Origin of the sequence: Streptomyces sp. NPDC047079, assembly GCF_040643755.1 — a bacterium.
GTDB lineage: Bacteria > Actinomycetota > Actinomycetes > Streptomycetales > Streptomycetaceae > Streptomyces.
In genome coordinates this window covers 1-24,639 of sequence record NZ_JBEYUZ010000025.1, presented here as the reverse complement: position 1 = coordinate 24,639, position 24,639 = coordinate 1, and the positions used below count along the sequence as shown (strand labels likewise).

The 24,639-nt window shown below is 72.3% G+C and carries 16 protein-coding genes, 1 pseudogene and 1 riboswitch; of the genes and pseudogenes, 7 read left to right on the top strand and 10 right to left on the bottom strand.

What is annotated here, in order from left to right; all coding sequences use genetic code 11:
- Window positions 1-2: 2 nt before the first annotated feature.
- A complete protein-coding gene (gene proP / locus ABZ823_RS25595; RefSeq protein ID WP_361664823.1) occupies window positions 3-1,379 on the bottom strand; it encodes a glycine betaine/L-proline transporter ProP in 1,377 nt (458 codons plus the stop codon).
- 435 nt (window positions 1,380-1,814) lie between these two features.
- Here proP and ABZ823_RS25590 point away from each other — a divergent pair, with 435 nt between their 5' ends.
- The 4 genes from ABZ823_RS25590 to ABZ823_RS25575 all read left to right on the top strand — a co-directional run bounded on the left by ABZ823_RS25590 (window position 1,815) and on the right by ABZ823_RS25575 (window position 10,873).
- Complete coding sequence (locus ABZ823_RS25590; RefSeq protein WP_361664820.1) at window positions 1,815-3,908, top strand: bifunctional glycosyltransferase 87/phosphatase PAP2 family protein; 2,094 nt, start codon at window positions 1,815-1,817, stop codon at window positions 3,906-3,908.
- A gap of 495 nt (window positions 3,909-4,403) precedes the next feature.
- Complete coding sequence (locus ABZ823_RS25585) at window positions 4,404-5,867, top strand: glycerophosphodiester phosphodiesterase family protein (RefSeq protein ID WP_361664817.1); 1,464 nt, start codon at window positions 4,404-4,406, stop codon at window positions 5,865-5,867.
- Between the two features lie 209 nt (window positions 5,868-6,076).
- Window positions 6,077-9,970, top strand: a complete 3,894-nt coding sequence (locus ABZ823_RS25580; protein WP_361664814.1) for a polymorphic toxin-type HINT domain-containing protein — start codon at window positions 6,077-6,079, stop codon at window positions 9,968-9,970.
- 147 nt (window positions 9,971-10,117) lie between these two features.
- Window positions 10,118-10,873: a barstar family protein gene (locus ABZ823_RS25575; protein WP_361664811.1), complete on the top strand. Its 756-nt coding sequence runs from the start codon at window positions 10,118-10,120 to the stop codon at window positions 10,871-10,873.
- Between the two features lie 24 nt (window positions 10,874-10,897).
- Here the strand turns inward: ABZ823_RS25575 and ABZ823_RS25570 are convergent, their stop codons facing one another.
- The 9 genes and pseudogenes from ABZ823_RS25570 to ABZ823_RS25530 form a co-directional block, all read right to left on the bottom strand.
- Window positions 10,898-12,409, bottom strand: a complete 1,512-nt coding sequence (locus ABZ823_RS25570) for a hypothetical protein (protein ID WP_361664808.1) — start codon at window positions 12,407-12,409, stop codon at window positions 10,898-10,900.
- A gap of 415 nt (window positions 12,410-12,824) precedes the next feature.
- A complete protein-coding gene (locus tag ABZ823_RS25565) occupies window positions 12,825-13,241 on the bottom strand; it encodes a transglycosylase SLT domain-containing protein (protein WP_361664805.1) in 417 nt (138 codons plus the stop codon).
- A 420-nt stretch (window positions 13,242-13,661) separates the two neighbouring features.
- Complete coding sequence (locus tag ABZ823_RS25560) at window positions 13,662-14,180, bottom strand: DoxX family membrane protein (protein ID WP_361664803.1); 519 nt, start codon at window positions 14,178-14,180, stop codon at window positions 13,662-13,664.
- Window positions 14,181-14,317: 137 nt separating this feature from the next.
- Window positions 14,318-15,070 (bottom strand): annotated as a pseudogene (locus ABZ823_RS25555) (ECF transporter S component); the annotation flags it as partial.
- Window positions 15,071-15,216: 146 nt separating this feature from the next.
- A complete protein-coding gene (locus tag ABZ823_RS25550) occupies window positions 15,217-16,932 on the bottom strand; it encodes an ATP-binding cassette domain-containing protein (RefSeq protein ID WP_361664800.1) in 1,716 nt (571 codons plus the stop codon).
- Window positions 16,929-18,011 carry a CbiQ family ECF transporter T component gene (locus ABZ823_RS25545; RefSeq protein WP_361664797.1) on the bottom strand — a complete coding sequence of 361 codons (1,083 nt, stop codon included), beginning with the start codon at window positions 18,009-18,011 and terminating at the stop codon, window positions 16,929-16,931. The genes ABZ823_RS25550 and ABZ823_RS25545 overlap by 4 nt, the downstream gene beginning before the upstream one ends.
- Before the next feature lie 2 nt (window positions 18,012-18,013).
- Complete coding sequence (locus tag ABZ823_RS25540; RefSeq protein ID WP_361664794.1) at window positions 18,014-18,691, bottom strand: SCO2322 family protein; 678 nt, start codon at window positions 18,689-18,691, stop codon at window positions 18,014-18,016.
- A complete protein-coding gene (locus tag ABZ823_RS25535; RefSeq protein ID WP_361664791.1) occupies window positions 18,688-19,914 on the bottom strand; it encodes a prenyltransferase/squalene oxidase repeat-containing protein in 1,227 nt (408 codons plus the stop codon). Before ABZ823_RS25535 ends, ABZ823_RS25540 begins: the two co-directional genes overlap by 4 nt.
- Window positions 19,915-20,053: 139 nt before the next feature.
- A riboswitch (cobalamin riboswitch) is annotated at window positions 20,054-20,122 on the bottom strand.
- A 349-nt stretch (window positions 20,123-20,471) separates the two neighbouring features.
- Window positions 20,472-21,101, bottom strand: coding sequence for a TetR family transcriptional regulator (locus ABZ823_RS25530; RefSeq protein WP_361664788.1), 630 nt, complete (start codon window positions 21,099-21,101; stop codon window positions 20,472-20,474).
- A 215-nt stretch (window positions 21,102-21,316) separates the two neighbouring features.
- Between ABZ823_RS25530 and ABZ823_RS25525 the strand changes: the two genes are divergently transcribed.
- Genes ABZ823_RS25525 through ABZ823_RS25515 form a run of 3 tightly spaced genes read left to right on the top strand, consistent with a single transcriptional unit; the run spans window position 21,317 to window position 24,548 of the window.
- Complete coding sequence (locus ABZ823_RS25525; protein WP_361664785.1) at window positions 21,317-22,747, top strand: glycosyltransferase family 4 protein; 1,431 nt, start codon at window positions 21,317-21,319, stop codon at window positions 22,745-22,747.
- Window positions 22,741-23,481 (top strand): class I SAM-dependent methyltransferase, encoded by a 741-nt coding sequence (locus tag ABZ823_RS25520; protein ID WP_361664782.1) that lies wholly within the window; start codon window positions 22,741-22,743, stop codon window positions 23,479-23,481. Before ABZ823_RS25525 ends, ABZ823_RS25520 begins: the two co-directional genes overlap by 7 nt.
- Window positions 23,478-24,548 carry a prenyltransferase gene (locus ABZ823_RS25515; RefSeq protein ID WP_361664779.1) on the top strand — a complete coding sequence of 357 codons (1,071 nt, stop codon included), beginning with the start codon at window positions 23,478-23,480 and terminating at the stop codon, window positions 24,546-24,548. Before ABZ823_RS25520 ends, ABZ823_RS25515 begins: the two co-directional genes overlap by 4 nt.
- The last annotated feature ends 91 nt before the right edge of the window (window positions 24,549-24,639 follow it).

Genomic DNA, 24,639 nt, shown 5'->3' with positions numbered 1-24,639 from the left:
CGTCAGTGGTCCGCGCGCTCCACCGAGGGCGCCGAACCCGGCAGCGGGCGGCCCGCCGACTCCGCCATGAACCACACCGAGGCACCACCGATCACGGCCGCCGCCATCATGTAGTACGCGGGCATCATCATGTTCCCGGTCGCGCCGATCAGCGCCGTCACCACCAGCGGGGTCGTGCCGCCGAACAGCGACACGGAGACGTTGAAACCGATCGAGAGCGAGCCGTAGCGGACCCGGGTCGGGAAGAGGGCGGGGAGCGCCGCCGGCATCGCCGCCGTGAAGCAGACCAGCAGCAGCCCCAGCGCGCCCATGCCGAGCGCGACCGCGAGCAGGCTGCCCTGGCGGATCAGCAGGACCGCCGGGATCGACAGGAACAGGAAGCCCGCACAGCCCGCGGCGATCACCGGACGCCGGCCGACCCGGTCCGTCAGGGCGCCCGCGAACGGCTGCACCACCATCATCAGCGCCATCACGCCGAGCACGACCAGCAGCCCGTGGGTCTCGTCGTACTTGAGCTCGCTGGTGAGGTAGCTCGGCATGTACGACAGCAGCATGTAGTCGGTGACGTTGAAGACGAGCACCAGGCCCATGCACAGCAGCAGCGCCTTCCACTGGCCGGTGACCATCTCGCGCAGCGGCACCTTGGGGCGGTCCGCCTCGGCCTTCTCCACCTCCGCCGCGAACGCCGGGGTCTCCTCCAGGCGCATCCGCAGGTACAGGCCGATGATGCCCATCGGACCGGCGATCAGGAACGGGATGCGCCAGCCCCAGGCCACCAGGTCCTCGGAGGACAGCAGTGCCGTCATCAGGGTCACCAGGCCCGCGCCGCCGATGTAGCCGGCCAGCGTGCCGAACTCCAGCCAGCTGCCGAGGAAGCCGCGCTTCTTGTCCGGCGCGTACTCCGCGATGAACGTGGACGCGCCCGCGTACTCACCGCCGGTGGAGAAGCCCTGGACCAGGCGGGCCGCCAGCAGCAGGATCGGCGCGCCGACGCCGATCACCGCATAGGACGGGATCAGGCCGATCGCGAACGTGCCCACCGCCATCATGATCATGGTGAGGGCGAGCACCTTCTGCCGCCCGATCCGGTCGCCGAGCGGGCCGAACACCATGCCGCCGAGCGGGCGGACCAGGAAGGCCGCGGCGAAGGCGCCGAAGGTCGACAGCAGCTGCGCCGTGGGGTTGCCGGACGGAAAGAAGACCTTGCCCAGCGTCACCGCGATGTAGCTGTAGACGCCGAAGTCGAACCACTCCATCGCGTTGCCGAGCGCGGCGGCCTTCACGGCACGCCTGACCAGCGCGGGGTCGGTGACGGTGGGCCCGGCCTGAGGCGGGTACGCGGGTGCGACGGATGCTGTGGGTGGTGCGACGGTCGGCAAGATTCCGCTCGCCTGCCTTTCAACGGGGACAAAGGGCAGGGCCCGCCGACGGGCGGCGGGCCGGGTGGCCCCCACGTGGAGCGGGCCAAAACCGACCATAGAGGCATGTGTCGTTTGCGCGTTCGGTGACGAAGTGGCCGCGCCGCGTGCATAAACGTGGCATATGCAGGTAAGACGTCGTGCGGGCGGGCGACCGGCCGCCGTCGCGTTTGTGATCCATCTCGCGCACCTGGGAGGGAACCGGAGCGGTCCGCCCACTATCGTCGTCGGGCAAAAGCCGGGCGGACCTCAGGTGAAGAGAGGGTTGCCTGCGTCTCACCGCGGGGGTGCTGCGAACCTCATAGGGTTCGGACAGGCGCCTACTCACGGGACGAACGAGACTCGCGGGACGCCACGAGACGAACCGGATGAACGGGGCGGGAGGGCCGACGGGGCGTGGCGAACGTGGAGCACAGCGGGCAGGTGGCCGGTGCCTTCGGGGCGGGGACCCCCCAGGAGGCGAAGGCACGGCTGAGAGCGGCCCGTGTGGGCCTGTGGCTGATCGCCGCGGTCCTTGCGGTACGGCAGGTCGCCGTCGTCGTCGGCACCCCCCGGGGCGAGCGGCTGACGGACCTGGAGACATGGGTCGGCCCCAACGGGGTCCTCCATGTCAACGGGTCCCTGTACGACTCGACGCGGTTCACCGGCACACCGTTCGGCGGACTCGCCCTCAAGCCCCTCACCCGGGCGGCCCAGCAGGCTCTCGGCTGGAGCTGGACCTTCGGCACGCTGCTCCTGGTGGTCGCGCTCGGACTGATCGCCGCCCGCGCCCTGCCCCAGCCGGTGACCCGGCGCAGCTCGCTGCTCGCCGCGCCCGTCGCGATCAGCCTGCTGATGCTGTCGCTGCCGGTGCGCAACACCCTCTACCTCGGCCAGACCAGCATCATCCCGGTGCTGCTGGTCCTGCTCGGTTGCTTCGTCGTGCGCGGCGAGCGGGCCGGGGGACTGCTGATCGGCCTCGGGGCGGCGCTCCAGCCGACCGTCCTGCTGTTCGCGCCCCTGCTGTGGTTCACCGGCCGCCGTCGCGCCGCCGCCTCCACCGCGGCCACCTTCGCCGTGTGCACCGTGCTCGCCTGGGCCGCGATGCCGCACGACTCGTACACCTACTGGGTGCACCACCTGGCCGGCACCGGTCTCGGCGGCAAGGCCGACGACCACACCAACCAGTCCCTGCACGGCGCCCTGCTCAGGCTGGGCCTGTCCGGGCCGCTGGAGATCGGCCTGTTCTTCGTCCTGGGCGCCTCCGCCGCCGCCCTCGGGCTGCGCCGCGCGATCCGCTACGCGCGGGACGGTCAGCTGCTGCTCGCGGTCGCGGTCACCGGGTGCGTCGCCGTCGCCGTCTCGCCCACCAGCTGGCAGCACCAGCTGTTGTGGGTGCTGCTCGCGGTGGTCGGCCGGGTCGGTACGAGGGCCTCGGACCGGTATGTCTGGCCGGTCGCCGTGGTCCTGGTGATGACGCTGCCCGCGAGGATGATGCTGCCGAACGTGACGGTGGTCGAGCCGATCCGCGACAATCTGGTGCTGCTGGCCGCCCTTGCCGCCGCCACCTTCGTACCGTTCCTGTCGCGCACCTCCCCGTACTACCGGGCCCCCGTGCCCACGCGGTACGCGCCGCCCGTGCCCGTCAGGTTGCGGCACGTCCCGCTCCTGCCGTTCCTGCGCCGGGTCCTCACCCGCCCGAACCTGCTGCTGGAGGTGCTGCTGATCCGGGTCACCTACGCCGCCTACTCCCAGGTCCGGCTCGCGGCGACCGGGGACGACAGCACGGCGGGCCGGGCCACCGCCGAGCACCATGGCGACCAGATCCTCGGACTCGAGCGGCTCCTCCACCTGGACATCGAGCACGGGGTCAACCACGCCGTCGTCAGGATCGGCTGGCTGCGCGGCTTCTTCGATTTCTATTACGAGTCCTTCCACTTCGTGGTGCCGCTGACCGTGCTCGCCGTGCTCTACTGGCGCAGCCCGGTCGACTACCGGTGGGGGCGCTCGGCACTCGGCTTCAGCACCCTGGTCGCGCTGGCCGGGTTCTGGCTCTACCCGCTGGCCCCGCCGCGCCTGATGCCGCACCTCGGCATCGTCGACACCGTGCACGGCGTCCAGGACTTCTCCAAGCCGGACTACGGCGCGCTGACCGCGGTCACCAACCAGTACGCGGCGATGCCCTCGCTGCACTTCGGCTGGTCCCTGTGGTGCGGGCTCACCATCGCGGTCCTCGCGCCCAAGTGGTGGATGAAGGTCCTCGGACTGCTGCATCCCCTCTTCACGGTCTCGGCGATCGTGGCGACCGGGAACCACTGGGTGCTGGACGCGGCCGGCGGCGCGGCGGTAGTGGGTACGGGCTTCGGGCTGACCTATCTCCTTTCGGGCCCGCGGGCGGTGACGAGGACGCATGGCGGGGCTCATCTCCCGGGGGGTCGTGTCCCTGCCGACGGCACGCGCGAGAAGATCGCTTCCGTGAAGGGCGTGGCCGCGCCGGGCGCAGGTCAGTGATCAAGACCGGCCATCCGAGGTTGAAGTCGGCTGTGAAATCGGTGAACACCAGGTAAAGTTCGGTCGCGTTCGTGGCGTCAGGTTGCCTGACCGGACGCGCACGACCCGGACGTGCCGACAGCTCTCATGGCGCGCACCCGCACCCGGCATGCAGGGAGGACGGTGTGCGGCACACCCGGACACCGACTGTTCATCCATGGGGGACATGCAGATGGGGCGGCGTGGCATGCCCGGACAGGCGGCGACCGAGGCCGTGGCACCACCGACAGGGGTGACGGCCGGGAGCGGCGGACGACTGGCGGCCGTCCGAGTCCCGGACCGGGCTGCCCGAACCGACGGGAATCCCAGGAACGGCCCGTCCGCTGCGAACTGACGATCACTCAACTCGCTTTTCCCGCAGAGGCTCCGCGTCCACGTCGTGTCGCGCCGGGCCCCGATTCGCACGAGCACCGCGCGTGGTCCCGGCGTGCTCGACTTCTCACTCGAGGACAACAGATGAAACTGCGTGGCGGATTCGTGCTGCCGCTCGTCGTGGTGACGGCTTCGGCCGCGACCCTGGGCGCCACCGCACTCAACAGCCGGACGGCAACGGCCCGTCCCCCGGCTCCTCTCAAGCCGGTCCTCGTCCCCCGGGCTGCGTTCCCCCTCGACGATCGCGCCGGTTCCGCGCGGGTGAGCGGAGGCCCGGGACAGGAGCTCTCGGCCGGGGTGGGCGGCGGTGCCCGGCTCGGTGTCGCGGGGAAGGTCCGCACCGGACTGAAGCTGAACGGCACAACCGCTTACGCGGCCACGGCCGGACCGCTCCTGGACACCACCAAGTCCTTCTCCGTGTCGGCGTGGGTGAAGCTGGACGACAAGAAGGCCAACTACACGTTCCTGTCGCAGGCGGGAACCCGGGCCAGCGGCTTCCAGCTGTACTACTCGAAGTACTACGACACATGGGTGTTCAACCGGCACGTCAAGGACGCCGACAACACGGGCATCGTACGGTCGGTCGCCGCGGACAAGGCCCGGACCGGGGTGTGGACGCAGCTGACCGGGGTGTACGACGCGTCCGCGAGGAAGATCCAGCTGTTCGTGAACGGAAAGCCGCAGACGGCGGCCGCGTTCACCACTCCCTGGCGTGCGAAGGGCGGCCTCCAGATCGGACGGCTGCGCTACCGGGGAACCTTCCAGGAGTACGCCGCCGCAACTGTCGACGACCTCAGCGTCCTCGAGCAGAGCCCCTTTGCCGACTGCTCCGGTACCCGCGACATCGGGCACCGCGGCGCTCCCCGGCTCGCCCCGGAGAACACGGTCGCCTCCTTCGAGGCGGCGGCCGCCCATGGTGCCGACTACGTCGAGACGGACGTGCAGTTCACCAAGGACGGCCAGCCGGTCATCATGCACGACGCCACCGTGGACCGGACCACCGACGGCACCGGACGTGTCGACCAGCTCACCGCCGAGGAGATCTCCAGGCTCACGGTGAAGGGCGGCGGGCGCGTCCCGACCCTGCAACAGGCGCTGTCCGCCGTCGAACCCCGTCCCGTCCGCCTCCTGTTGGAGATCAAGGGCCCGCAGCCCCGCGCGTCGGTCGACTACGCCCTGCGGCTGGTCTCCGAGGCCGGGATGAGGGACCGTACGGTGCTCCAGTCCTTCGACGAGGACATCGTGCGGGACGCGGCGGCCTCCCCGTACCGGACCAAGGTCGCGCTGCTGCGGGACAACCTCGACGCGGATCCCGTGGCGACGGCCCGCCGGCTCTCCCTCTCCGCGTACGCGGTCAACTTCACCAGCCTCTCGGCCCACCCCGAGGCGGTGCGTCTGCTCCGGGCGGCCGGTGTCCAGACCTTCGTCTGGACGGTCGACGGCGACACCAAGTGGAAAACCGCTACGTCATGGGCCGTCGACGGGGTCATCACCAACACGGCCGACCAGTTCTTCCAGTGGCGGAAGCAGAACTGCGCCCCCAAGTGACCCGCAGAGGACGGCGTGGTTGAAGGGCCGGGGCCCGGCTGCTCGGCGGGGCCCACGGTGGCCCGGCGTGGAGGTCCTCCGTGCCGGGTCTTCCTCTGCGAGGACCGCCCCCATGCGTCCCGCATGTCCGAGGTCCCCGACAACTGACGGTTCTCCCTGATCACTTCCGTGCGAACCGTGCAGCCCACAGGTATGGAGAAGGAGAGACATTGGCAACCGGAATCCCGGTGGTGCCAGGTCGGCGTGGCGTCGTGGCCACGCTGATCGCCCTGGCACTGCTGCTGGGAATGGACATAGGGCCGGCAGTGGCTGACGACCTGCCGGACTACAACAGAGCGGATGTCCTGGAGGCCTGGAGATACGGCGGCCCGGGCGTGCAGAGAGCGGCCGCGGCCGCCCTCGCCGGGTCGGACGAGGATGTCCAGAGATTCATGGGCCAGGACCTCCCGGGCATCTGGGAGGAGGATCTGCGGGTTCAGGTCGCCCAGGTCATGGCCATCGGCGGCCCTGGTGTGCGAGCGGCGGCCGACACCGCGCTGAGTGGTGGAGCGGATCAGCTCAAGGACTTCCTCAACAACGGCTTCCAGGCACCCTACGACGAGGATCTGCGGGTTCAGGTCGCGCAGATCATGGCCAACGGCGGGCCGGGGGTGAAGGCCGCGGCGGGCAAGGCGCTCGACGGAACGGCCGACGACTGGCGTACGTTCATCGAGGAGGGCCAGTTCCGTCCGCGTGAGGACGACAACCGGATCCAGGTGCTGCGCCTGATGTCGGCGGGCGGCCCGAACGTCAAGCAGGCGGCGCAGCAGGCGATGGACGGCACGCCCGAGGACATTCAGGCGTTCCTGGACGACGGATGGCAGGTCGCTTCCGCCCGGGACCAGGAGACATTGACGGTCGCTCAGCTGGCTGATCTGGCCGACCATGCCCAGAAGCAGGCCAAGGAGCTGACCGACACGGCCAAGGAGGAGGCGGCCAAGGCGGCGGCGGCCACCCAGCGGGCCATGGAGGCGGCACAGGTCGCGGCGCGGGAGGCACAGGAGGCGAAGTCCTCCGCGGGCAGGGCGGCCGCGGCCGCCTCGCGTGCGGCGGCGGCCGCGGACCGGGCGGCTCAGTCGGCGCGTACGGCGGTATCGGCCGCCGCGGCGGCGAACGCGACCGCGCGGGTGGCCGCCAGTGCCGCCGCGCAGGCGGCGTATGCCGCGGGCCGCGCGGGCAGCGCCGCGTCCTCGGCGAGGTCGGCCGCCGCGGCGGCGGCCGGTGACGCCACCCGGGCCAAGCAGGCCAGGGAGGCGGCGGAGAACGCGCGCAAGGCCGCGGCCGGGGCCCGGAAGGCAGCGGACGCCGCCGACCAGGCGGGCATCGCCGCCGACAACGCGGCGAAGGCTGCCGGAGCCGCGGCCAGTGCCGGGGCGAACGCCGCCGCGGCTGCGGCCGCCGCGGCCGATGCGGGCCGCTGGGCCGGTGAGGCCGGTTCCAAGAGCGCCGAGGCGCAGCAGGCGGCGGCCCGGGCCCAGCGGCTTGCCGACCAGGCCACGCGGGCGGCCAACGCCGCGCAGGCCAACGCCAACCAGGCCGCGACGGCGGCACGGCAGTCGCGCAACGCGGCCAATGCGGCCGCCACGCACGCCGAGGCCGCGGCGACGGCGGCGGACAAAGCCGCCGATGAGGCGGGCAAGGCGGTGGACGCGGCCAAGGAGGCCACGGAGGCGGCGAACGAGGCGACCCGGGCCGCCGACGACGCACAGACCGCTGCGGACCAGGCGGCGACCGTCGCCGACCTGGCCCGCAAGGCGGATGCCGAGCGTCTGGCCGAGCAGCAGGACGAGGACGTGCTCGCCGCCGAGGAGGCGAACAGGGAGCACGAGACCCAGGTGGCCCAGGCCGACTGGGAGGCCGGCCGGATCCAGAAGCTGGACGCCGACACCCAGCAGCTGGTGCAGGACGCCGCGGCCTCGACCGACCCGCAGGTCACGGCTGCGAAGGGGCGGCAGGCGGCCGTCAGTCTGCTGTCCAGCGGCGGTTCCTGGGTTCAGGACGCGGCGGAGACGGCCGTCACCGGCACCGATGCGGACGTGGCCGAGTTCGTGCGCACGGGCCTGAACATCGCCCTGGAGCAGGACGACCGGGCGAGCGTGGCGCACATCGCCGAGACCAGTGACAAGCCGGCGCAGCGGCAGGCGGCGCTGGACGTGCTGGACAAGCCGGTCGACCAGGTGCGGGAGTTCCTGCGCACCCGTGCCTATCCGGGCAAGGAGGACGACGACCGGGTCGCCGTCGGGCAGATCATGGCCCAGGGCGGGCCCGGGGTGAAGGCCGCGGGCAGCAAGGCGCTGGACGGCACCGACGCCGACTTGCAGGAGTTCCTGGACACCGGTCAGTACAAGGCACGGGAGGACGACGACCGGGTCGCCGTCTCCCAGGCCCTGGCCGAGGGCGGTCCCGAGGTCAAGGCCGCGGCGCAGGCCGCGCTCAGCGGTCCGCCCGCCGGACTGCGGTCGTTCCTCCAGGTCGGCCTCTACCGGGCGAAGCAGCGTGACGCCAACGCGGCGGCGCACCTCGCCGAGATCAACACCCTGCTGCTGGCCGCCTACAAGTCGGCGGCGCTCGCCCACAAGGACGCCGCCGACGCGCAGAAGGTGGCCGCCGACGCACGCAGGGACGCCACCAAGGCCACCGAGTGGGCGGACAAGGCGAACCAGTCCGCCAAGCAGGCGTCCGACTACTCCACTCAGGCCAACAAGTCGGCGAACGACGCGGCCGCGTCCGCCGACCGCGCCGCCGAGTCCGCCAAGACCGCCAGGAACGCGGCCGCCTCGGCCCAGAAGGACGCCCAGTCGGCCGCCCGTTCCGCGGAACAGGCTCAGCACTCCGCGAGTCTCGCCAATGGCTACGCCTATCAGGCCGACATCTCCGCCTACCAGGCCGGGGTGTCCGCCGAGGCCGCGGGCAAGGACGCCGTGGCGGCTGCCAAGGCCCGGTCGGAGGCGATGAAGATCGCGGCCGACAAGCTGGTGGCGGAGCTGAAGGCGCAGGTGCAGCAGGAGGCGCAGAATCCCAGCAAGCCGCTCTCGGACGCAGAGATGAGGACCGTTCTCGAGAAGCGCTTGTTCGAGTTCCGCAGGGAACACGCCTTCAACGGGGACATCAAGGCGGGCGACACCGTCCTGGTGTGCGCCGGTGACGGGGCCGGCGGCATGAGCTGCATCACCAGCACGTACCTCGACCGATTGATCGCCTGGTACCTGGGCGTCGACGAGATCAAGAAGTGTCTGGACAAGTTCGACACCTCGTGCATGAAGGACCTGGCCCTGAGCGCGCTCAAGATGAAGCTGCTCAGGAAGACGCCGTGTGCGAAGAACAGCTTCACGCCGGGCACCCGGGTCCTGATGGCCGACCGCCGGACCAAGTCCATCGAGGAGGTCCGTGTGGGCGACCGCGTCCTGGCCACCGACCCCGGGTCCGGGCGCACCCGAGCGGAGCCCGTCCAGGCGACCATCACGGGTCAGGGCACCAAACAGCTCGTCGACATCACGGTGTCGGCACCGGGGACAAGAGCCGGCGGATCGGTCACCGCCACGACGGCACACCCGTTCTGGGTCGGAGGCACCACCAAGGCCTGGGTCGACGCCGGCGACCTTCGGCCCGGCATGCAGCTGAGGACGGCGACGGGCGCCTCCGCCCGGGTCGCGGCGGCGACGTACTGGGCCGCGGCGGATCAGCGTGTCCACAACCTGACGGTCGCCGAACTGCACACGTACTACGTGCTGGCGGGCACCACCCCGGTTCTGGTCCACAACAACCGTTGTCCCAACGGCCGCCTGTCGGACAAGCTCCCGAAGGGCATGACCAACGAGATCGCGGACGCCTACGACTCCTACAAGCGGGGCGAGTTGGTCTCGCACGACGTCTACCAGGGGCGTGAATGGCCGAAGTGGGCGGGTGCCAAGGAGTATGCGGTTCCCGGCGGGTCGAACGAGGAGAGAATCCTGGTCAAGACGCTTCCCAACGGTGTCGAGATGATCGGGTGGACCTCGACCCACTACAAGAAGATCCAGCGTTTCACGGCCCCGCATTTCCCTGACTGGGGCTGGACCAAGTAAGGCGGGGAAGGAATGAATGCCCGTCGAGTCGCAGCCGCCTAAAATACGGTCGGCCTCACCGGCCCCGGCCGTGCGGCTGCGGCTCGACGGGCGCAGACATGTCCCGCCCGTGCCCGGGCGGACCCGGCACACGATCGGTTGGATGGAATGACCCCCCCACACCCGGAAGGCGTGCTGTTCCGGCTCGTCGACAAAGAGTCGCGGAATGTCCTGGTCGCGGCGGAAGACGTCCGTGGATTCTTCGTGGACCCCGACGAGGAGCCGCCGGAGACGGTCACGTTCGTGAGAGCGCACCGGATCGATCCGAGGGCCAGGAAGACGGAAAGCACGGAGTTCGAGGTCGTCGGCCAGGATGGGAAGCGGATCGGAGCGTACTACGTGGGGCGGGTGACCGCCGCTTTCCGGCAGGCGCCCGATGCCGTCGGCACCCTCCCGGACGTGGACTACTCCCTGTTCGGCCATGTCTGCGAGTACCCCGAAGCGGGGGAGATGTGGCGGAGGTGGGCCCAGGGCGGCCCGGTCGAGGCCGGTGAGTGGAGGCGGTACCCGGCGGGGGCCCAGGAAAGCTGGCTGCATGTCGTGCAGACCGCGTGGTTCTCCTCCGGCCGCAGGGCGACCCGGTACGGACCGACCGAGACGGCGGTGATCGAGGGCGCCGACATCGGCACCAAGGCCTCCCTGTACTGCGCCGTGGGGGAAGCGGTCAACGGCCCGGGCGGTTACTTCGGATCCAACCTCGACGCGCTGCACGACTGCCTCCGGACCATGCGCCGGGACAGCGACCGCCCTCTGCGTGTGCTGTGGCGCCGATTCCCGGTCTCCCGCGAGGCATTGGGGAACGACTACACGGACGCGGTGCTCTCCGTGTTCCAGGAGTCCGACGTCGAGGTCGAACGCCGCTGAGCCCCGCGGTCGCGCACTGGACACTCAGCAGTGACCCCGCTCCGAGGCCGAGCCGTATTCCGAGCTGATGCGGTAGGTGCCCGGGGCGGGGGCCGTCAGGCGGGTGAATTCGCCGGCCGGGGTGAGGCAGGCGCCGGTGTCGGTGTGCAGCCAGGGGGAGTAGGCGATCCGTACGGTGACCGGGCCGGGGCGCGGTACGTGTACGTCCACCGTGACGCTGGTGGTGTGCAGGACCGTTGAGGGGGCGGTGGCCAGCGGGACGGCGTCGCGGACGCGATAGACCCTCCAGTGGGCGTCCTGCCACACCGGCTCCAGCCAGTCGGGGCGGTGTTCGCGTACGAGCCGGGCCTCGTCCTCGGCGTATCCGTCGGGCCTGCCCAGCGGCAGGACGACGAAGCCGACCGCCCAGCGGTCCAGCCACCGGCGGTAGGTGGCGGCCGAGAAGGTGCCGTCGTAGAAGAGACGGCCGCGCTCCATGTCGAGCTGGCGGTTCCAGCCGCGCGCCAGGTTCAGGTGCGGGGCCAGGGCGGTGGCCTCGCGGTGGTTGCGGGCCGGGACGGCCTCGACCCTGGTCCGGTCCGCGCCCAGCCGCTCCAGGGCCCGCACCACCCCGTCGGTGTCCGCTGCCCAGGCCGGCACGGTTGTGGAGACCCTCAGGTCGTCGGCGGTCTTGCGGCCCACCCAGGTGACGGAGAAGACCAGCGCGGCGACGAGCAGAACCCGCCGCAGCCCCCGCAGCCGGGGCTCGGCCAGCAGCGTCGCGAGCAGCACGGCCGGCGCGAACAGTTCCGCGAGCCGCTCGGCGTTCGTCCCGACCGGGGAGGGGATCAGATACGCGAGCACGGGCCCGGCCGAGTACACGGCACCGCTCCAGCGTGCGACCCGCCAGTCCCGGGGGGCCAGGACCGTCACGGCCAGCCCCAGCAGCGTCGGCTGCCAGATGCGGTCCGCCGGCATCAGCTGCTCCCCGGTGAAGGGGAACAGCAGGGTGGTCGTGGCGACCACCGCGCACGGCGGCGCCAGCAGCGCCAGGGCGCGCCTCCAGTCCCGTACGCACAGGAAGCCGGCCCCCAGCACCGCCAGGAACAGACCGGCCACCGGGCTCGCCATGGTCGCGAGCGCCGCGCACACCGCCGCGGAGGCCGGCCGTCGCTCCCCGGCCAGCAGGACACAGCCCGCCAGCCCGAAGGCGACGCCCAGCGCGAACGTGGTGCGGCCCGAGGCCACGTCGCACCACAGTGCCAGCGAGGCGAGCAGCGCCGGACCGAGCGGCCGCCGCACTCCGGTGCGCACGATCAGCACCGCGGCCAGCCAGGAGGAGGCCACCCCGGAGACCACGGTCACGGTGCGCACACCGAGGGCTGCCATCAGATACGGGGAGATCAGGCTGTAGTTGGCGGTGTGCATCCCGCCGTACCAGAAGAGGCCGTACGCCGACCCGCCGTGCTGGGCCGCGAACCGGGCCCATGCCTGCTGGGCCGCGAGGTCGCCGCCTCCGGTGGCGAGGAACAGCCACCACACCGCGTACAGCGGCACGGTGGGGAGTGTGGCGAGGAGAGGGATCCGGTGACGGGCGCCGAAGCCCCGGAGGGGTCGGTTACGGGGAGCGGCCGTGTCCTCGGGCCGGACCGGTGCGAGTGCGGCAGGGATCACGGGCGCGTGCTTCCGTTCGACGTTGTCGGCGCTTTCGGCGAGTGCGGGACGACTCTGCCCCTGCGAAGACGTCGAAGGGAAGAAGGACGTTCACCCGTACGGGGCTCGTGTGCCCTGCGGGGCGTGAGGGAGGCAGGGGCGGGGCGTGGGGAGAGTGCCCCTGCCTCCGGAGGCCGCGGGGCTTCGCAAGCCTCGGGCGGCAGGGCCGTGTGGTTCGAGTGCCGGAAGTGAGCGAACGCGCCAAAGGCGGTGACCCCGGATGGGGGTCACCGCCTTCGCAGTCAGGCGTTCGGCTCTATCAGTACCAGTGGTGGGTGGACCAGAAGTTCCACGCGGCGGCGGGGCTGCCGTAGCGGGAGTTCATGTAGTCCAGGCCCCACTTGATCTGGGTGGCCGGGTTCGTCTTCCAGTCGGCACCGGCCGACGCCATCTTCGAGGCCGGCAGCGCCTGGACCAGGCCGTAGGCGCCGGAGGAGGCGTTGGTGGCGTGGACGTTCCAGCCGCTCTCGTGGGTGACGATCTTGTTGAACGCTTCGAACTGCGTAGCGTCCGGGATCATCTGGCGCGCGATCGCCTTGGCGTTGGTGGCCGAAGTGGGGGTGGCGGCCTGGGCGGGCGCCGAGGTCATCGCCAGGCCTGCCGCGGCGGCGGCGAGGGCGGTGGCGGCGACGGCCTTCTTCGGGTTGGCGATGCGGCGGATGAAGGAGACGGACACAGAGAAACCTTTTCGTCGGGGACATGGGCGTCACAGGCATGCCGGAACCACGCGGAGGCGAAGGGGGCATACGCCGGCGCCGCGACCCGGGTGGGTTCGTGGCGCCCTGCGACGTCATCCAGAGAAGCAGGCGGAGAAGCCGTCCGCAATGCCCCCTTTTACTAGTTGTGGTCGCATTTGCGAGAAAGGATCGTCATGTGACGTGGCTCTCAATCCGCAGGTCGCGCGGGCAATTGAGGGGTGCATGCCAGTCAAATCCACCTACGGCCCCGCCTCGTAGGTGACGGTGGTCACGTGGGGCTCGTCACGGTTTACGTAGCGGAACGCCCATGGCGGTTATACGGGGAGGAATTGAGTGGTGTGACCTGGGCCGCACGCATGGAGGGCGAAGTGTGACCGGCGCCGCACGCGCGCGGCCGCTCACAGGCTCAGCGTGATCCCGGCGCCCAGACCGCCGAGGCCCAGGGCGACGGCGGCCGAGGCCCAGCCGCCCCGGCCCCAGGGGAAGAAGCGGTCGACGGCGAGCCGGCCCGGACCGATGGCGGCGACGGCGAGGGCCACGACGGCGATGCAGAGGTTGTACTCCACGCCGCCTTCCGTCTCCCACAGGCCGTGGGCGGCGGTGACGGTCACCATGGCGTTGATCATCACGCCGATCAGGGCGGCGGCCGCGAGCGGGGTGAGCAGCCCGAGCGCCAGACCGAGGCCGCCGAGGAACTCGGAGAGGCCGCCGATCACGGCGAAGACCTTGCCCGGATGGAAGCCGAGGGCGGCGAACACCTTGCCGGTGGCCGTCAGGCCCTCGCCGCCGAGGATTCCGAAGAGTTTCCGGGCGCCGTGCGAGGCCATCAGCAGTCCGAAGGTCAGCCTGAGGAGCAGGAGTCCCCAGTCGCCGGCCCACGACCGCGGTCCCGTCGTGTGCCGCGCTGCCGGTTCCATGGGAGCCGACGGCCGGTCCGCATCGTTCTTTGCCATCTGACTGCTCCGGTGGGGACGCCGTGACGGGCGCTGACTCCAGCCTTTCGCAACCCCTCCGGTCCCGCACATCGGGCCCCGGCGCGCGAGGGCTGGTGCGGGTCGAAGGCCACCGGGCTCTCGAAGGCCGCGCGGCGGGTCGCCCGGCGCAGTGCCTTCAGGACGGCGGGGCCGAGGAAGCAGGTCAGGGCGGCCGTGAGGACCGCTCGGCCCAGGTCCCAGCCCAGCGAGGTGGCCAGACAGTACGCGAGGAAGCGGGCGAGGTTGGCGGCGAGACGGGCGTGCGGGTCGTACGCGATGTTCGACGCCGGCGTCCCCATGAAGGGCCAGCCCGCGAGGTTCATCACCGTGCCGTACGCGAACGCGGCCAGGAATCCGTACCCCGCGAGCAGCGCCACCTCGCCCCGCCCCCGCAGCCGGTCCGGGCCCGGCAGCAGCCCCGCGCCCAGCGTGAACCACCCCATGGCCAGCATCTGGAACGGCAGCCAGGGGCCGACCCCGCCCGTCAGCAGCGCGGACGCGAACATCGTCACGTTGCCGAGCACGAACCCGAAGCCCGGCCCGAGCACCCGCCCGCTCAGCACCATCAGGAAGAACATCGGCTCCAGGCCCGCGGTACCCGCGCCGATCGGCCGCAGGGCGGCGCCGGTCGCGGCGAGCACCCCGAGCATGGCCACGGCCTTCGGCCCGAGTCCCGACTCGGAGACCGCCGCCGCCACGACGGCGACGAGCAGGACGAGCAGCCCGGCGAAGAGCCAGGGGGCGTCCTGGGCGTGTGCGCCGAGCCCCGAGTCGGGGTCGGCGAACAGGGGCCAGGTGAACCCCGCGGCGCCGACCGCGCTCACGAGAAGCAGGGCGGCGACGGAACGGGGGCCGAGGCGGACGGGACGGGCCTGTGGGGCCGCGACGGCTCGCGGCCCGCGGGCCGTGACGGCACTCGGCCCGCGGGCCGTGACGGCACTCGGTTCGGAGGACGTGACCGGATCCGGTGAACGGCGGTTCATGACGACAGCGCCTCTCGGACCTGGGCGACCGTGAGCCACCGCTGCGGGGCGAGGACCTTCGCCACCTGCGGCGCGTACGACGGGGAGGCGACGACCACCTCGGCGGTGGGACCGTCGGCGACCACCTCGCCGTCCGCGAGGATCACCACGCGGTGCGCGAGGTCGGCGGCCAGTTCCACGTCGTGCGTGGCCAGTACGAGGGCGTGGCCCTCGGCGGCGAGCCCGCGCAGCACGGCCACCAGACGGGCCTTCGCCGCGTAGTCCAGACCGCGCGTCGGCTCGTCCAGGAGCAGCAGCGGAGGGCGCGCCGTGAGCACGACGGCGAGAGCGAGCGCCAGCCGCTGCCCCTCCGACAGGTCCCTCGGGTGGGTGCCGTCCGCGACGCCCGGCAGCAGTTCGGACACCAGGGCCCGGCAGCTGCCCGGGGCGGCACCCGCGTCCCGGTCGGCCGCCGCGCACTCGGCGGCCACCGTGTCCGCGTACAGCAGGTCCCGTGGCTCCTGCGGGACGAGGCCCACACGGCGCACCAGCTCGCGCGGCGCGGTGCGGTGCGGCACCGCACCGCCGACCCGGACGCGGCCACGGGCCGGTTCGACGAGCCCGACGAGCGCGGCGAGCAGCGTGGACTTCCCGGCGCCGTTGCGGCCCATGAGGGCGACGGTCTCGCCCGGGCCGATGGTGAGGTCGACGTGGCTCAGGGCCTCGACGCGACCACGGCGGACGTCCAGGGACTCGACGACCGCGGCGGGCGGGGGCGCCGTGGAGGCGTCCGACTCCTCGATGACGGGCGCAGGGGGGCGGCGGCGCAGGAAACGGCGCGGGGCGGGGACGGCGGGAGCCCGGTTCACGGCCGTGGTCCCGGGTGTGCGCACGGTCTCGCGCGCTGCGGGCACGGTACCCGCGAGCCGTTCGCGCAGGGCGCCCGCCCGGCGGCGGGCGTCGCGGACGGTCAGCGGCAGCGGGGACCAGCCCGCCAGCCGTCCGAGGTCCACCACCGGCGGACACACGGGGGAGACCGCCATCACCTCCGCCGGGGTGCCGAGGACGGGGCGGGCGCCGGGCGCCGGGAGGAGCACGACCCGGTCGGCGTAGTGCACGACCCGCTCCAGCCGGTGCTCGGCCAGCAGGACCGTCGTGCCGAGGTCGTGGACGAGTCGTTGCAGGACGGCGAGGACCTCCTCGGCCGCCGCCGGGTCCAGCGCGGACGTCGGCTCGTCCAGGACGAGGACCCGCGGGTGCGGGGTGAGCACCGAGCCGATGGCCACACGCTGCTGCTGACCGCCGGAGAGGGTGGCGATCGGCCGGTCCCTGAGACCCGCCAGCCCCAGCAGGTCCAGGGTCTCCTCGACCCGCCGCCGCATCACATCCGGGGCGAGCCCCAACGACTCCATTCCGTAGGCGAGTTCGTCCTCGACGGTGTCCGTCACGAAGTGGGACAGCGGGTCCTGCCCCACGGTGCCCACCACATCGGCGAGTTCGCGCGGCTTGTGCGTACGGGTGTCGCGTCCGGCCACCGTGACGCGGCCGCGCAGGGTGCCGCCCGTGAAGTGCGGGACCAGCCCGCTCACCGCGCCGAGCACCGTGGACTTGCCGACTCCGGATGGGCCGACGAGCAGCGCCAGTTCGCCCTCAGGGACCTCGAAGTCCACCTCCCGCACGGTGGGTCCGGCCGCCCCGTCGTATGTCACGGAGACCTTCTCGAAGCGGATCACGCGGCCTCCTCGGGGGCGGGAGTGACGAACGCGGGCAGCAGACCGAGCAGCACCGCCGCCGCCGGGAGCAGCGGCAGCGTCGGGGCGGTCAGGGGGACGACACCGGGGTGCAGTGCCGCGGGATCGGCGGCGACGGCCGGCAGCGCCGCCGCCGCGAAGCCGGAGACGGCGACCAGCCACGCCCGCACGTCCCACACATCCGGGCGGTAGCGGGTGCGGGGCGAACGGCGGCCGCCGAGCCGCAGCCCGGCGAGGGCGGCGGCGAGACCGGCGAGCAGGACGGGCAGCCCGTAGACGGTGCCTTCCGCGGTCAGCAGTCCGTACGTGCCCGCGCAGACGCCGAGCAGCCCGCCCAGCGTGAGGACGGTGGTGGTACGCCGGACGGCCGGCGGGACGGTGGCGGTGCGGCCGAAGCCGCGCGCGTCCATCGCGGCGGCGAGCGCCACCGAGCGTTCCAACGCGCCCTCCAGGACCGGCAGTCCGACCTGGAGCAGACCGCGCGCCCCCCGGTCGGGCCGGCCGCGCAGCCGGCGCGCGGCGCGCAGCCGCCGCACGTCGGCGACGAGATGGGGGGCGAAGGTGAGCGCGACGACGACCGCCACGCCCGCCTCGTACAGCGCGCCCGGGAGGGCCTTGAGCAGCCGGGCCGGGTTCGCCAGGGCGTTGGCGGCGCCCACGCAGATCAGCAGCGTGGCCAGTCGCAGACCGTCGTACAGGGCGAAGACGAGACTCTCGGCGGTGACCCGGCCGCCGAGGCGGATTCCCTGCGCCCAGTGCGGGAGCGGGACCTCGGGGAGGGTGAACAGGGTGTGGGTGCCCGGAATGGGCGAGCCGAGGACCACGGTGAACAGCAGACGGATCACGAGGACGGCGAGGCCGAGCCGGGCGAAGGCGGAGTAGGAGCGGGACCAGGGGGCGGTGGTGCGGCGGGCGGCGACGACGTAGGCGGACACGGCGAGGAGGAGGGCCAGCAGCAGCGGGTTGGTGGTGCGGGTGGCGGTGGTGGCGAGACCGAGGGCCCACAGCCACCAGGCGCCCGGGTGCACGGCCGTCCTGCCGCGGCCGGGACGCGATGCCACCGTCAGCCCCTGCGGCGGCGCGCCTGCCACAGCGCCGCGCCGCCCAGCGCGACCACGGCGGCGACGCCCGCGAGAAGGCCCACGGCCGGGCCGTGGTCCGCCGCCTCCTTCGTCGGTGCCTGCTGCTCGCGAGCCGTGCTCTTCGCCGGGGCCCGTTCCTTCGCCGTCTCCTTCCCCGTCGTCACCTGCTCGCCGCAGCCCTTGCCCGGATAGTCCGCGATCGCGCACAACAGGGCGTTGGTGTCATAGCGCAGGGGTCCCGCGACCGCGGCGAGCGCGTCCGCCGTCGTCGCGTCCCCGGGCACGCGGGCGCAGGCCGTGCGCGGGGCGGGCGGGGTCTCGCCGGAGGGTGCGTCCGCGGCCGTACCGAAGTCGACGACCAAAGCCACGCGCTTCTCGCCGCCCCGGGCGGGCGTGCCGGCGCAGACCGTCGCGAAGTCCGCGGTGCCGCGCGGCTTCGTCGCGTCCCCGGAGTCCTCGCTCACCGCGAACCGGAAGCCCTGGACGTCCCCGTCGGAAGGGCGGGAGGTCGACGGCCCCTCGGTGGCGTACGTCCATGTGCCGCCGTGGCGCTCCCAGAAGGACCAGTAGCGGTAGCCGACGGCCCGGGCGGGACCGGCGGCCACCGACAGCAGGAGCAGCGCGGCCAGGAGCGGGACGAGAGCGCGGGCGCGGGTCACGGCCGGCGTCCCTTGCCTCGGCCGCTGAGCAGGAAGCCGACGCCGATACCGGCGACGAGACAGACGCCGACGGTCCACCACACGCCGAACCCGGAACCCGAGTCGGCCTTCTTGCCGGGCTTGCCGCTGTCATCGGCCTTCTCGGCCGCCTGCGGCGCCGGGCCCGTCGCGTTGAGCGCGGTGACCAGGTCGGAGCCGCCGAAGTGGCGCGGGTCGGTGCCCATCGCGTGCGCGGCGAGGATCAGCTGGGCGTACGCGGCCGGGCCGCTCTGCCGCGCCCACGGCCCGTGGTGCGCCTGAAGCCAGCGCAGGGCGCCGGTCGCCCGGTCGCCCTGGCCGGCGGTCGCGAGCGCGGTGACCGCGTCCGCCGTGTTGCCGTAGTCGGGCTGGTCCTTGGCGCCCGGCAGGGCCGAGACGAGGTACTGGTCCTTGGCCAGGGCCTTGCCGAGGTAGGCGGCGCCGTTGCGTGCGGCCTGCCCGGGGTCGGTGGCGTCCTTGCACGTCGGGGCGGAGCCGTCGGGTCGTCCGGGGGCCCCTGCCAGCCCCTTGCCCAGCGCGCCGACCACGGCCGCCGCCGTCGCGTCCGCGTTGGCCGTGAGCCCGCCCTTCTTGTCGGGCTGGTAGGCGAACGCTCCCGCCCCGTCACCCTCGCAGGGAAGCGCGAGCTTCAGCAGCGCGTCGTACGGGGACCTGCCGTCCTTGTGGACGTCCCCCGGCCGGTCGCCCGCCGCGGTGAGCGCCCCGATCACCACGGACGTCGAGTTGGCGTCGCTCGGGGCACCGGCGGTGTAGCCCCAGCCACCGTCCTTGTTCTGCACGGACTTCAGCCAGGCCACCGCCTTGCCGGTCTCGCCACCGTGGCCGCCGAGCGCGGCCAGGGCCTGGACGGCCGCCGCGGTGTTGTTCGTGTCGACGGGCGTCTTGGCGTCGCACTTCGCCGCCGGCCGCGCGCGGTACGGGGCGAAGGCTCCGCTGTCGCACTGCTGGCCCGTCAGCCAGTCCACGGCCTCGGCGGCGGGCTTCACCCCGGCCGTGTGCTGGGCGAGCAGGGCGAGCGACTGACGCCACACGCCGTCGTACGTGGGGTCCGCGGTGCCGTAGAGGCCGGACGGCAGCGAGGGCGAGGCGGACGGGGAGGGGGTGGCGGCGAGGGCCGCCGTGACAGGCGCCCCGCCGAGGACGGTTATGGCGGCCAGTACCGCTGCGCTGCGGCGAACGATCATGATCGGCGGGTGCCTCTCCCTTGGTGTCCGGGAGCAGGGCGGCACGGGGCACCCCCCGGGCGGCTCGGCTCCGCAGACCTCGACGGTGCCGTACACCGGCGGGCCGCCGGTGCGCGTGAGCCGGTCACGTCCCGTACGCGGCGTTCCGGCTCGCCGCCCGGGGGCGGCTCACGGTTGCGGGTCAGCGCCGGATTTGCACCGGCTTCCCCCCGTACGGGTATGAGAACGACTCGGCTACTGTACCCGCCGGTATCGGCGGACCTGGGAGGCCCCTGTGGACGTCCCCCGGCCGGGAAGCCGGGGCCTCCCGCGGGATCTCGTGACGGAGGGCTAAATGCCCGAAATGGGCAAAAAAATCAACGTTTGGGGTCTTCCATCCGGAGTGCCGGAGGTTACACTGATAAGTGCCTACGGGATGAGCGAAGACGCTCAACCGGAGTAGCCGACTTAGGCGTGAAGTCGAAAAGGCTTCCGCTCAGGCCGACATCGACGGTCGAGCAGAACGTTGGAAGATCGAGAGATCGGAAAACGGTTGGAACTTGTCTCGTAGGTCTTTTTCATGCCTCCAGGTCGATCAGCCGGCACACCGTCTCGATGTCGATCTTCACCTGGGCGATGGAGGCGCGGCCGGAGAGCCAGGTGACCAGCGCCGCGTGCCAGGTGTGCTCGATCACGCGGACCGCGGCCAGCTGGTCCGGCGTCGGGTTCGCCAGTCCCATCGCGTCCAGGATGATCGCCGTCGTCTGACGGGACACCTGGTCCACCTCCGGCGAGACGCTTCGGTCCGCGAAGGTCAGAGCGCGGACCATGGCGTCGGCGAGATGGGGCTCGCGCTGGAGCGCCCGGAAGGCTCGCATCAGCGTCTCCGCCACCCGCTCGGCCGCAGTCTCTCCGGCCGGCGGCTTCTTCCTGAGTGTGCGGTGCAGATGCTCCAGCTGGTCCTGCATGGTGGCGACCAGCAGATGCACCTTCGAGGGGAAGTAGCGGTAGAGCGTGCCGAGCGCCACCTGCGAGGACTCGGCGACCTCCCGCATCTGCACCGCGTCGAAACCGCCCCGGCCGGCCAGCTGCGCGCTCGCGTGCAGGATCCGGCGGCGGCGCGCTTCCTGCCGCTCGGTGAGCGGAGGCGAGGCCGGCTGCGCCGCCGGTCGCGCGGTACTGGATGGCACCTTGGCTTCCGCAGGCATGGGTCCCGTTCCGTGTTCCGTGACAGTCGGTGAGGGCGAGTGATCAGACAGCATGGCAGGGGCCCGAGCCGTGGCGCGAATCACCTGCTCCACTGCTCACGCTGCCCTTACCTGCCGGTAGATTCAGAGCCTCTTCAACGATCAAGTCTGTAACTTGTTCTAGATTACCGTCCCGTCGTAGTCTCGCGGGAAACGGCAGGGAGAAGGGGCCGAGAGTGACCGCTGAGGCCAGGGAGGCCGGTCCCGGGGAGGGCTCGGCCGCGGACGGGGAACGCCCGCTGCGCGTCGCGCTCCTGACGTACAAGGGGAACCCGTTCTGCGGCGGCCAGGGCGTGTACGTACGGCACCTCTCGCGCGAGCTGGCCCGGCTCGGCCACCGGGTCGAGGTCATCGGCGCGCAGCCGTACCCCGTCCTCGACGAGGGCGAGGACCTCGCGGGGCTCTCCCTCACCGAACTGCCGAGCCTCGACCTGTACCGCCAGCCCGATCCCTTCCGCACCCCGCGGCGCGAGGAGTTCCGGGACTGGGTCGACGCCCTCGAGGTCGCCACCATGTGGACCGGCGGCTTCCCCGAGCCGCTGACGTTCTCACTGCGCGCCCGCCGCCATCTGCGCGCCCGGCGCGGTGACTTCGACGTCGTCCACGACAACCAGACGCTCGGCTACGGCCTGTTGGGCGACGTGGGCGCCCCGCTGGTCACCACCATCCACCACCCCATCACCGTGGACCGGCGGCTGGAGCTGGACGCGGCCGAGGGCTGGCAGCGGCGGGCGTCCGTCCGGCGCTGGTACGCGTTCACCCGCATGCAGAAGCGGGTCGCGCGCCGGCTGCCGTCGGTGCTCACCGTCTCCGGCACCTCCCGCCAGGAGATCGTGGACCACCTGGGTGTCTCCCGGGACCGTATCCACGTCGTGCACATCGGCGCCGACACCGACCTTTTCTCGCCGGATCCCTCGGTGCCGCAGGTGGCGGGCCGGATCGTGACGACGTCCAGCGCCGACGTGCCGCTGAAGGGACTCGTCTTCCTGATCGAGGCGCTCGCCAAGGTGCGGACCGAGCACCCCGGCGCGCACCTCGTCGTCGTCGGCAAGCGCGCACAGGACGGGCCGGTCGCACACGCGATCGAGCGGTACGGGCTCGAAGGCGCCGTCGAGTTCGTCAAGGGCATCTCGGACGCGGAGCTGGTCGACCTGGTGCGCTCGGCCGAGGTCGCGTGCGTGCCCTCGCTGTACGAGGGCTTCTCGCTGCCGGCGGCCGAGGCGATGGCGACGGGCACGCCGCTGGTCGCCACGACCGGTGGCGCGATACCGGAGGTCGCCGGACCCGACGGCGAGACATGCCTGGCGGTGCCGCCCGGTGACGCCGGGGCGCTGGCCGCCGGTCTGAGCCGGCTGCTCGGGGACCCGCAGCTCAGGGTGCGGCTCGGCGCGGCGGGCCGTGAGCGGGTGCTGCGCCACTTCACCTGGGCCAAGGCGGCTCAGGGCACGGTGGCGCGGTACCGCGAGGCGATGGCCGACCGTGCCGTACCCGTGGAGGCCAGCGCCGGCCGTTCCGCCGTCGCGCACGCCGCCCGTCCCCTGGGCTCCCCAGGTGCCGCGACTGTGACCGACGTCGATTCCAACCGCGAAAGCAGGGCCACGTGCTGACCGTCGACTTCTCCCGGTTCCCGCTCGCCCCGGGCGACCGTGTCCTGGACCTCGGCTGCGGTGCCGGGCGGCACGCCTTCGAGTGCTACCGGCGCGGCGCCCAGGTCGTGGCCCTGGACCGCAACGGTGAGGAGATCCGGGAGGTCGCCACGTGGTTCGCGGCGATGAAGGAGGCCGGTGAGGCCCCCGCGGGCGCCACCGCGACCGCCATGGAAGGGGACGCCCTGGCGCTCCCGTTCCCCGACGCGTCCTTCGACGTCGTGATCATCTCCGAGGTCATGGAGCACATCCCGGACGACAAGGGTGTCCTCGCCGAGATGGTCCGGGTGCTCAAGCCGGGCGGCCGTATCGCGATCACCGTGCCGCGCTACGGCCCGGAGAAGGTCTGCTGGGCCCTGTCCGACGCCTACCACGAGGTCGAGGGCGGCCACATCCGCATCTACAAGGCCGACGAACTCCTGGCGAAGATGCGGGAGGCGGGCCTGAAGCCGTACGGCACGCACCACGCGCACGCCCTGCACTCGCCCTACTGGTGGCTGAAGTGCGCGTTCGGCGTCGACAACGACAAGGCGCTGCCGGTACGCGCGTACCACAAGCTCCTCGTCTGGGACATCATGAAGAAGCCGCTCGCCACCCGGGTCGCCGAGCAGGCACTTAACCCGCTGCTCGGCAAGAGCTTCGTGGCGTACGCGACCAAGCCGCACCTGCCGCTGTCCGAGGCGGCCGCCCAGTGACGACCCCCCGGACGGAACACCTGGTCCTGCCCGGGGTTCTCACCGCCGAGCAGGCCGCCGCGACCGTCGGCGGAATCCTCGCCGTGCAGCGGGAGGACGGAGCCATACCGTGGTTCCGCGGCCACCACCTCGACCCGTGGGACCACGTCGAGGCGGCCATGGCGCTCGACGCGGCCGGGGAGCACACGGCGGCCGAGCAGGCGTACGACTGGCTGGCCCGGCACCAGAACGAGGACGGCTCCTGGTACGCGGCGTACGCCGACGGCGACCCGGAGCACGCCACCGACCGCGGCCGCGAGACCAACTTCGTCGCGTACGTGGCCGTCGGCGTGTGGCACCACTACCTGGCCACCGGCGACGACGTGTTCCTGGACCGGATGTGGCCGACGGTGTACGCGGCAGTGGAGTTCGTGCTCCGGTTGCAGCAGCCCGGGGGGCAGATCGGCTGGAAGCGGGAGGACGACGGCACGGACGTCGCCGGCGCCCTGCTGACCGGGTGCTCGTCCATCCACCACGCGCTGCGCTGCGCCCTCGCGATCGCCGAGCAGCGCGAGGAGCCTCAGCCGGACTGGGAGCTGGCGGTGGGCGCGCTGCGGCACGCGATACGCCGGCACCCCGAGCGGTTCCTGGACAAGGGCCGCTACTCCATGGACTGGTACTACCCCGTCCTCGGCGGGGCCGTGACGGGCGCGGAGGCGAAGGAACGCATCGAGGCGGACTGGGAGCGCTTCGTGGTGCCCGGCCTCGGGGTGCGGTGCGTGGTCCCCAACCCCTGGGTCACCGGCGGCGAGTCGGCAGAACTCGCCCTCGCGCTGTGGGCTATGGGCGAGTCCGACCGCGCGCTGGAGATCCTCCAGTCGATCCAGCACCTGAGGGACCCGCAGACGGGCCTGTACTGGACGGGTTACGTCTTCGAGGACCGGACGATCTGGCCGCGGGAGCTGACCTCCTGGACGGCGGGTTCGCTGCTGCTGGCCGTGGCGGCGCTCGGCGGCGACGAGCCGACCTGCGCCGTCTTCGGCGGCGAACGCCTGCCCCGGGGCCTGGACCCGGACTGCTGCATCTAGTAGGACTCCGTTAGGTTGCTCTGGTTCTTGTGTCTGGGCTGGTGGTAGACGTTCGGGGCAGGGGGCGGTGGCAGGTGGTGCAGGTGCCGGT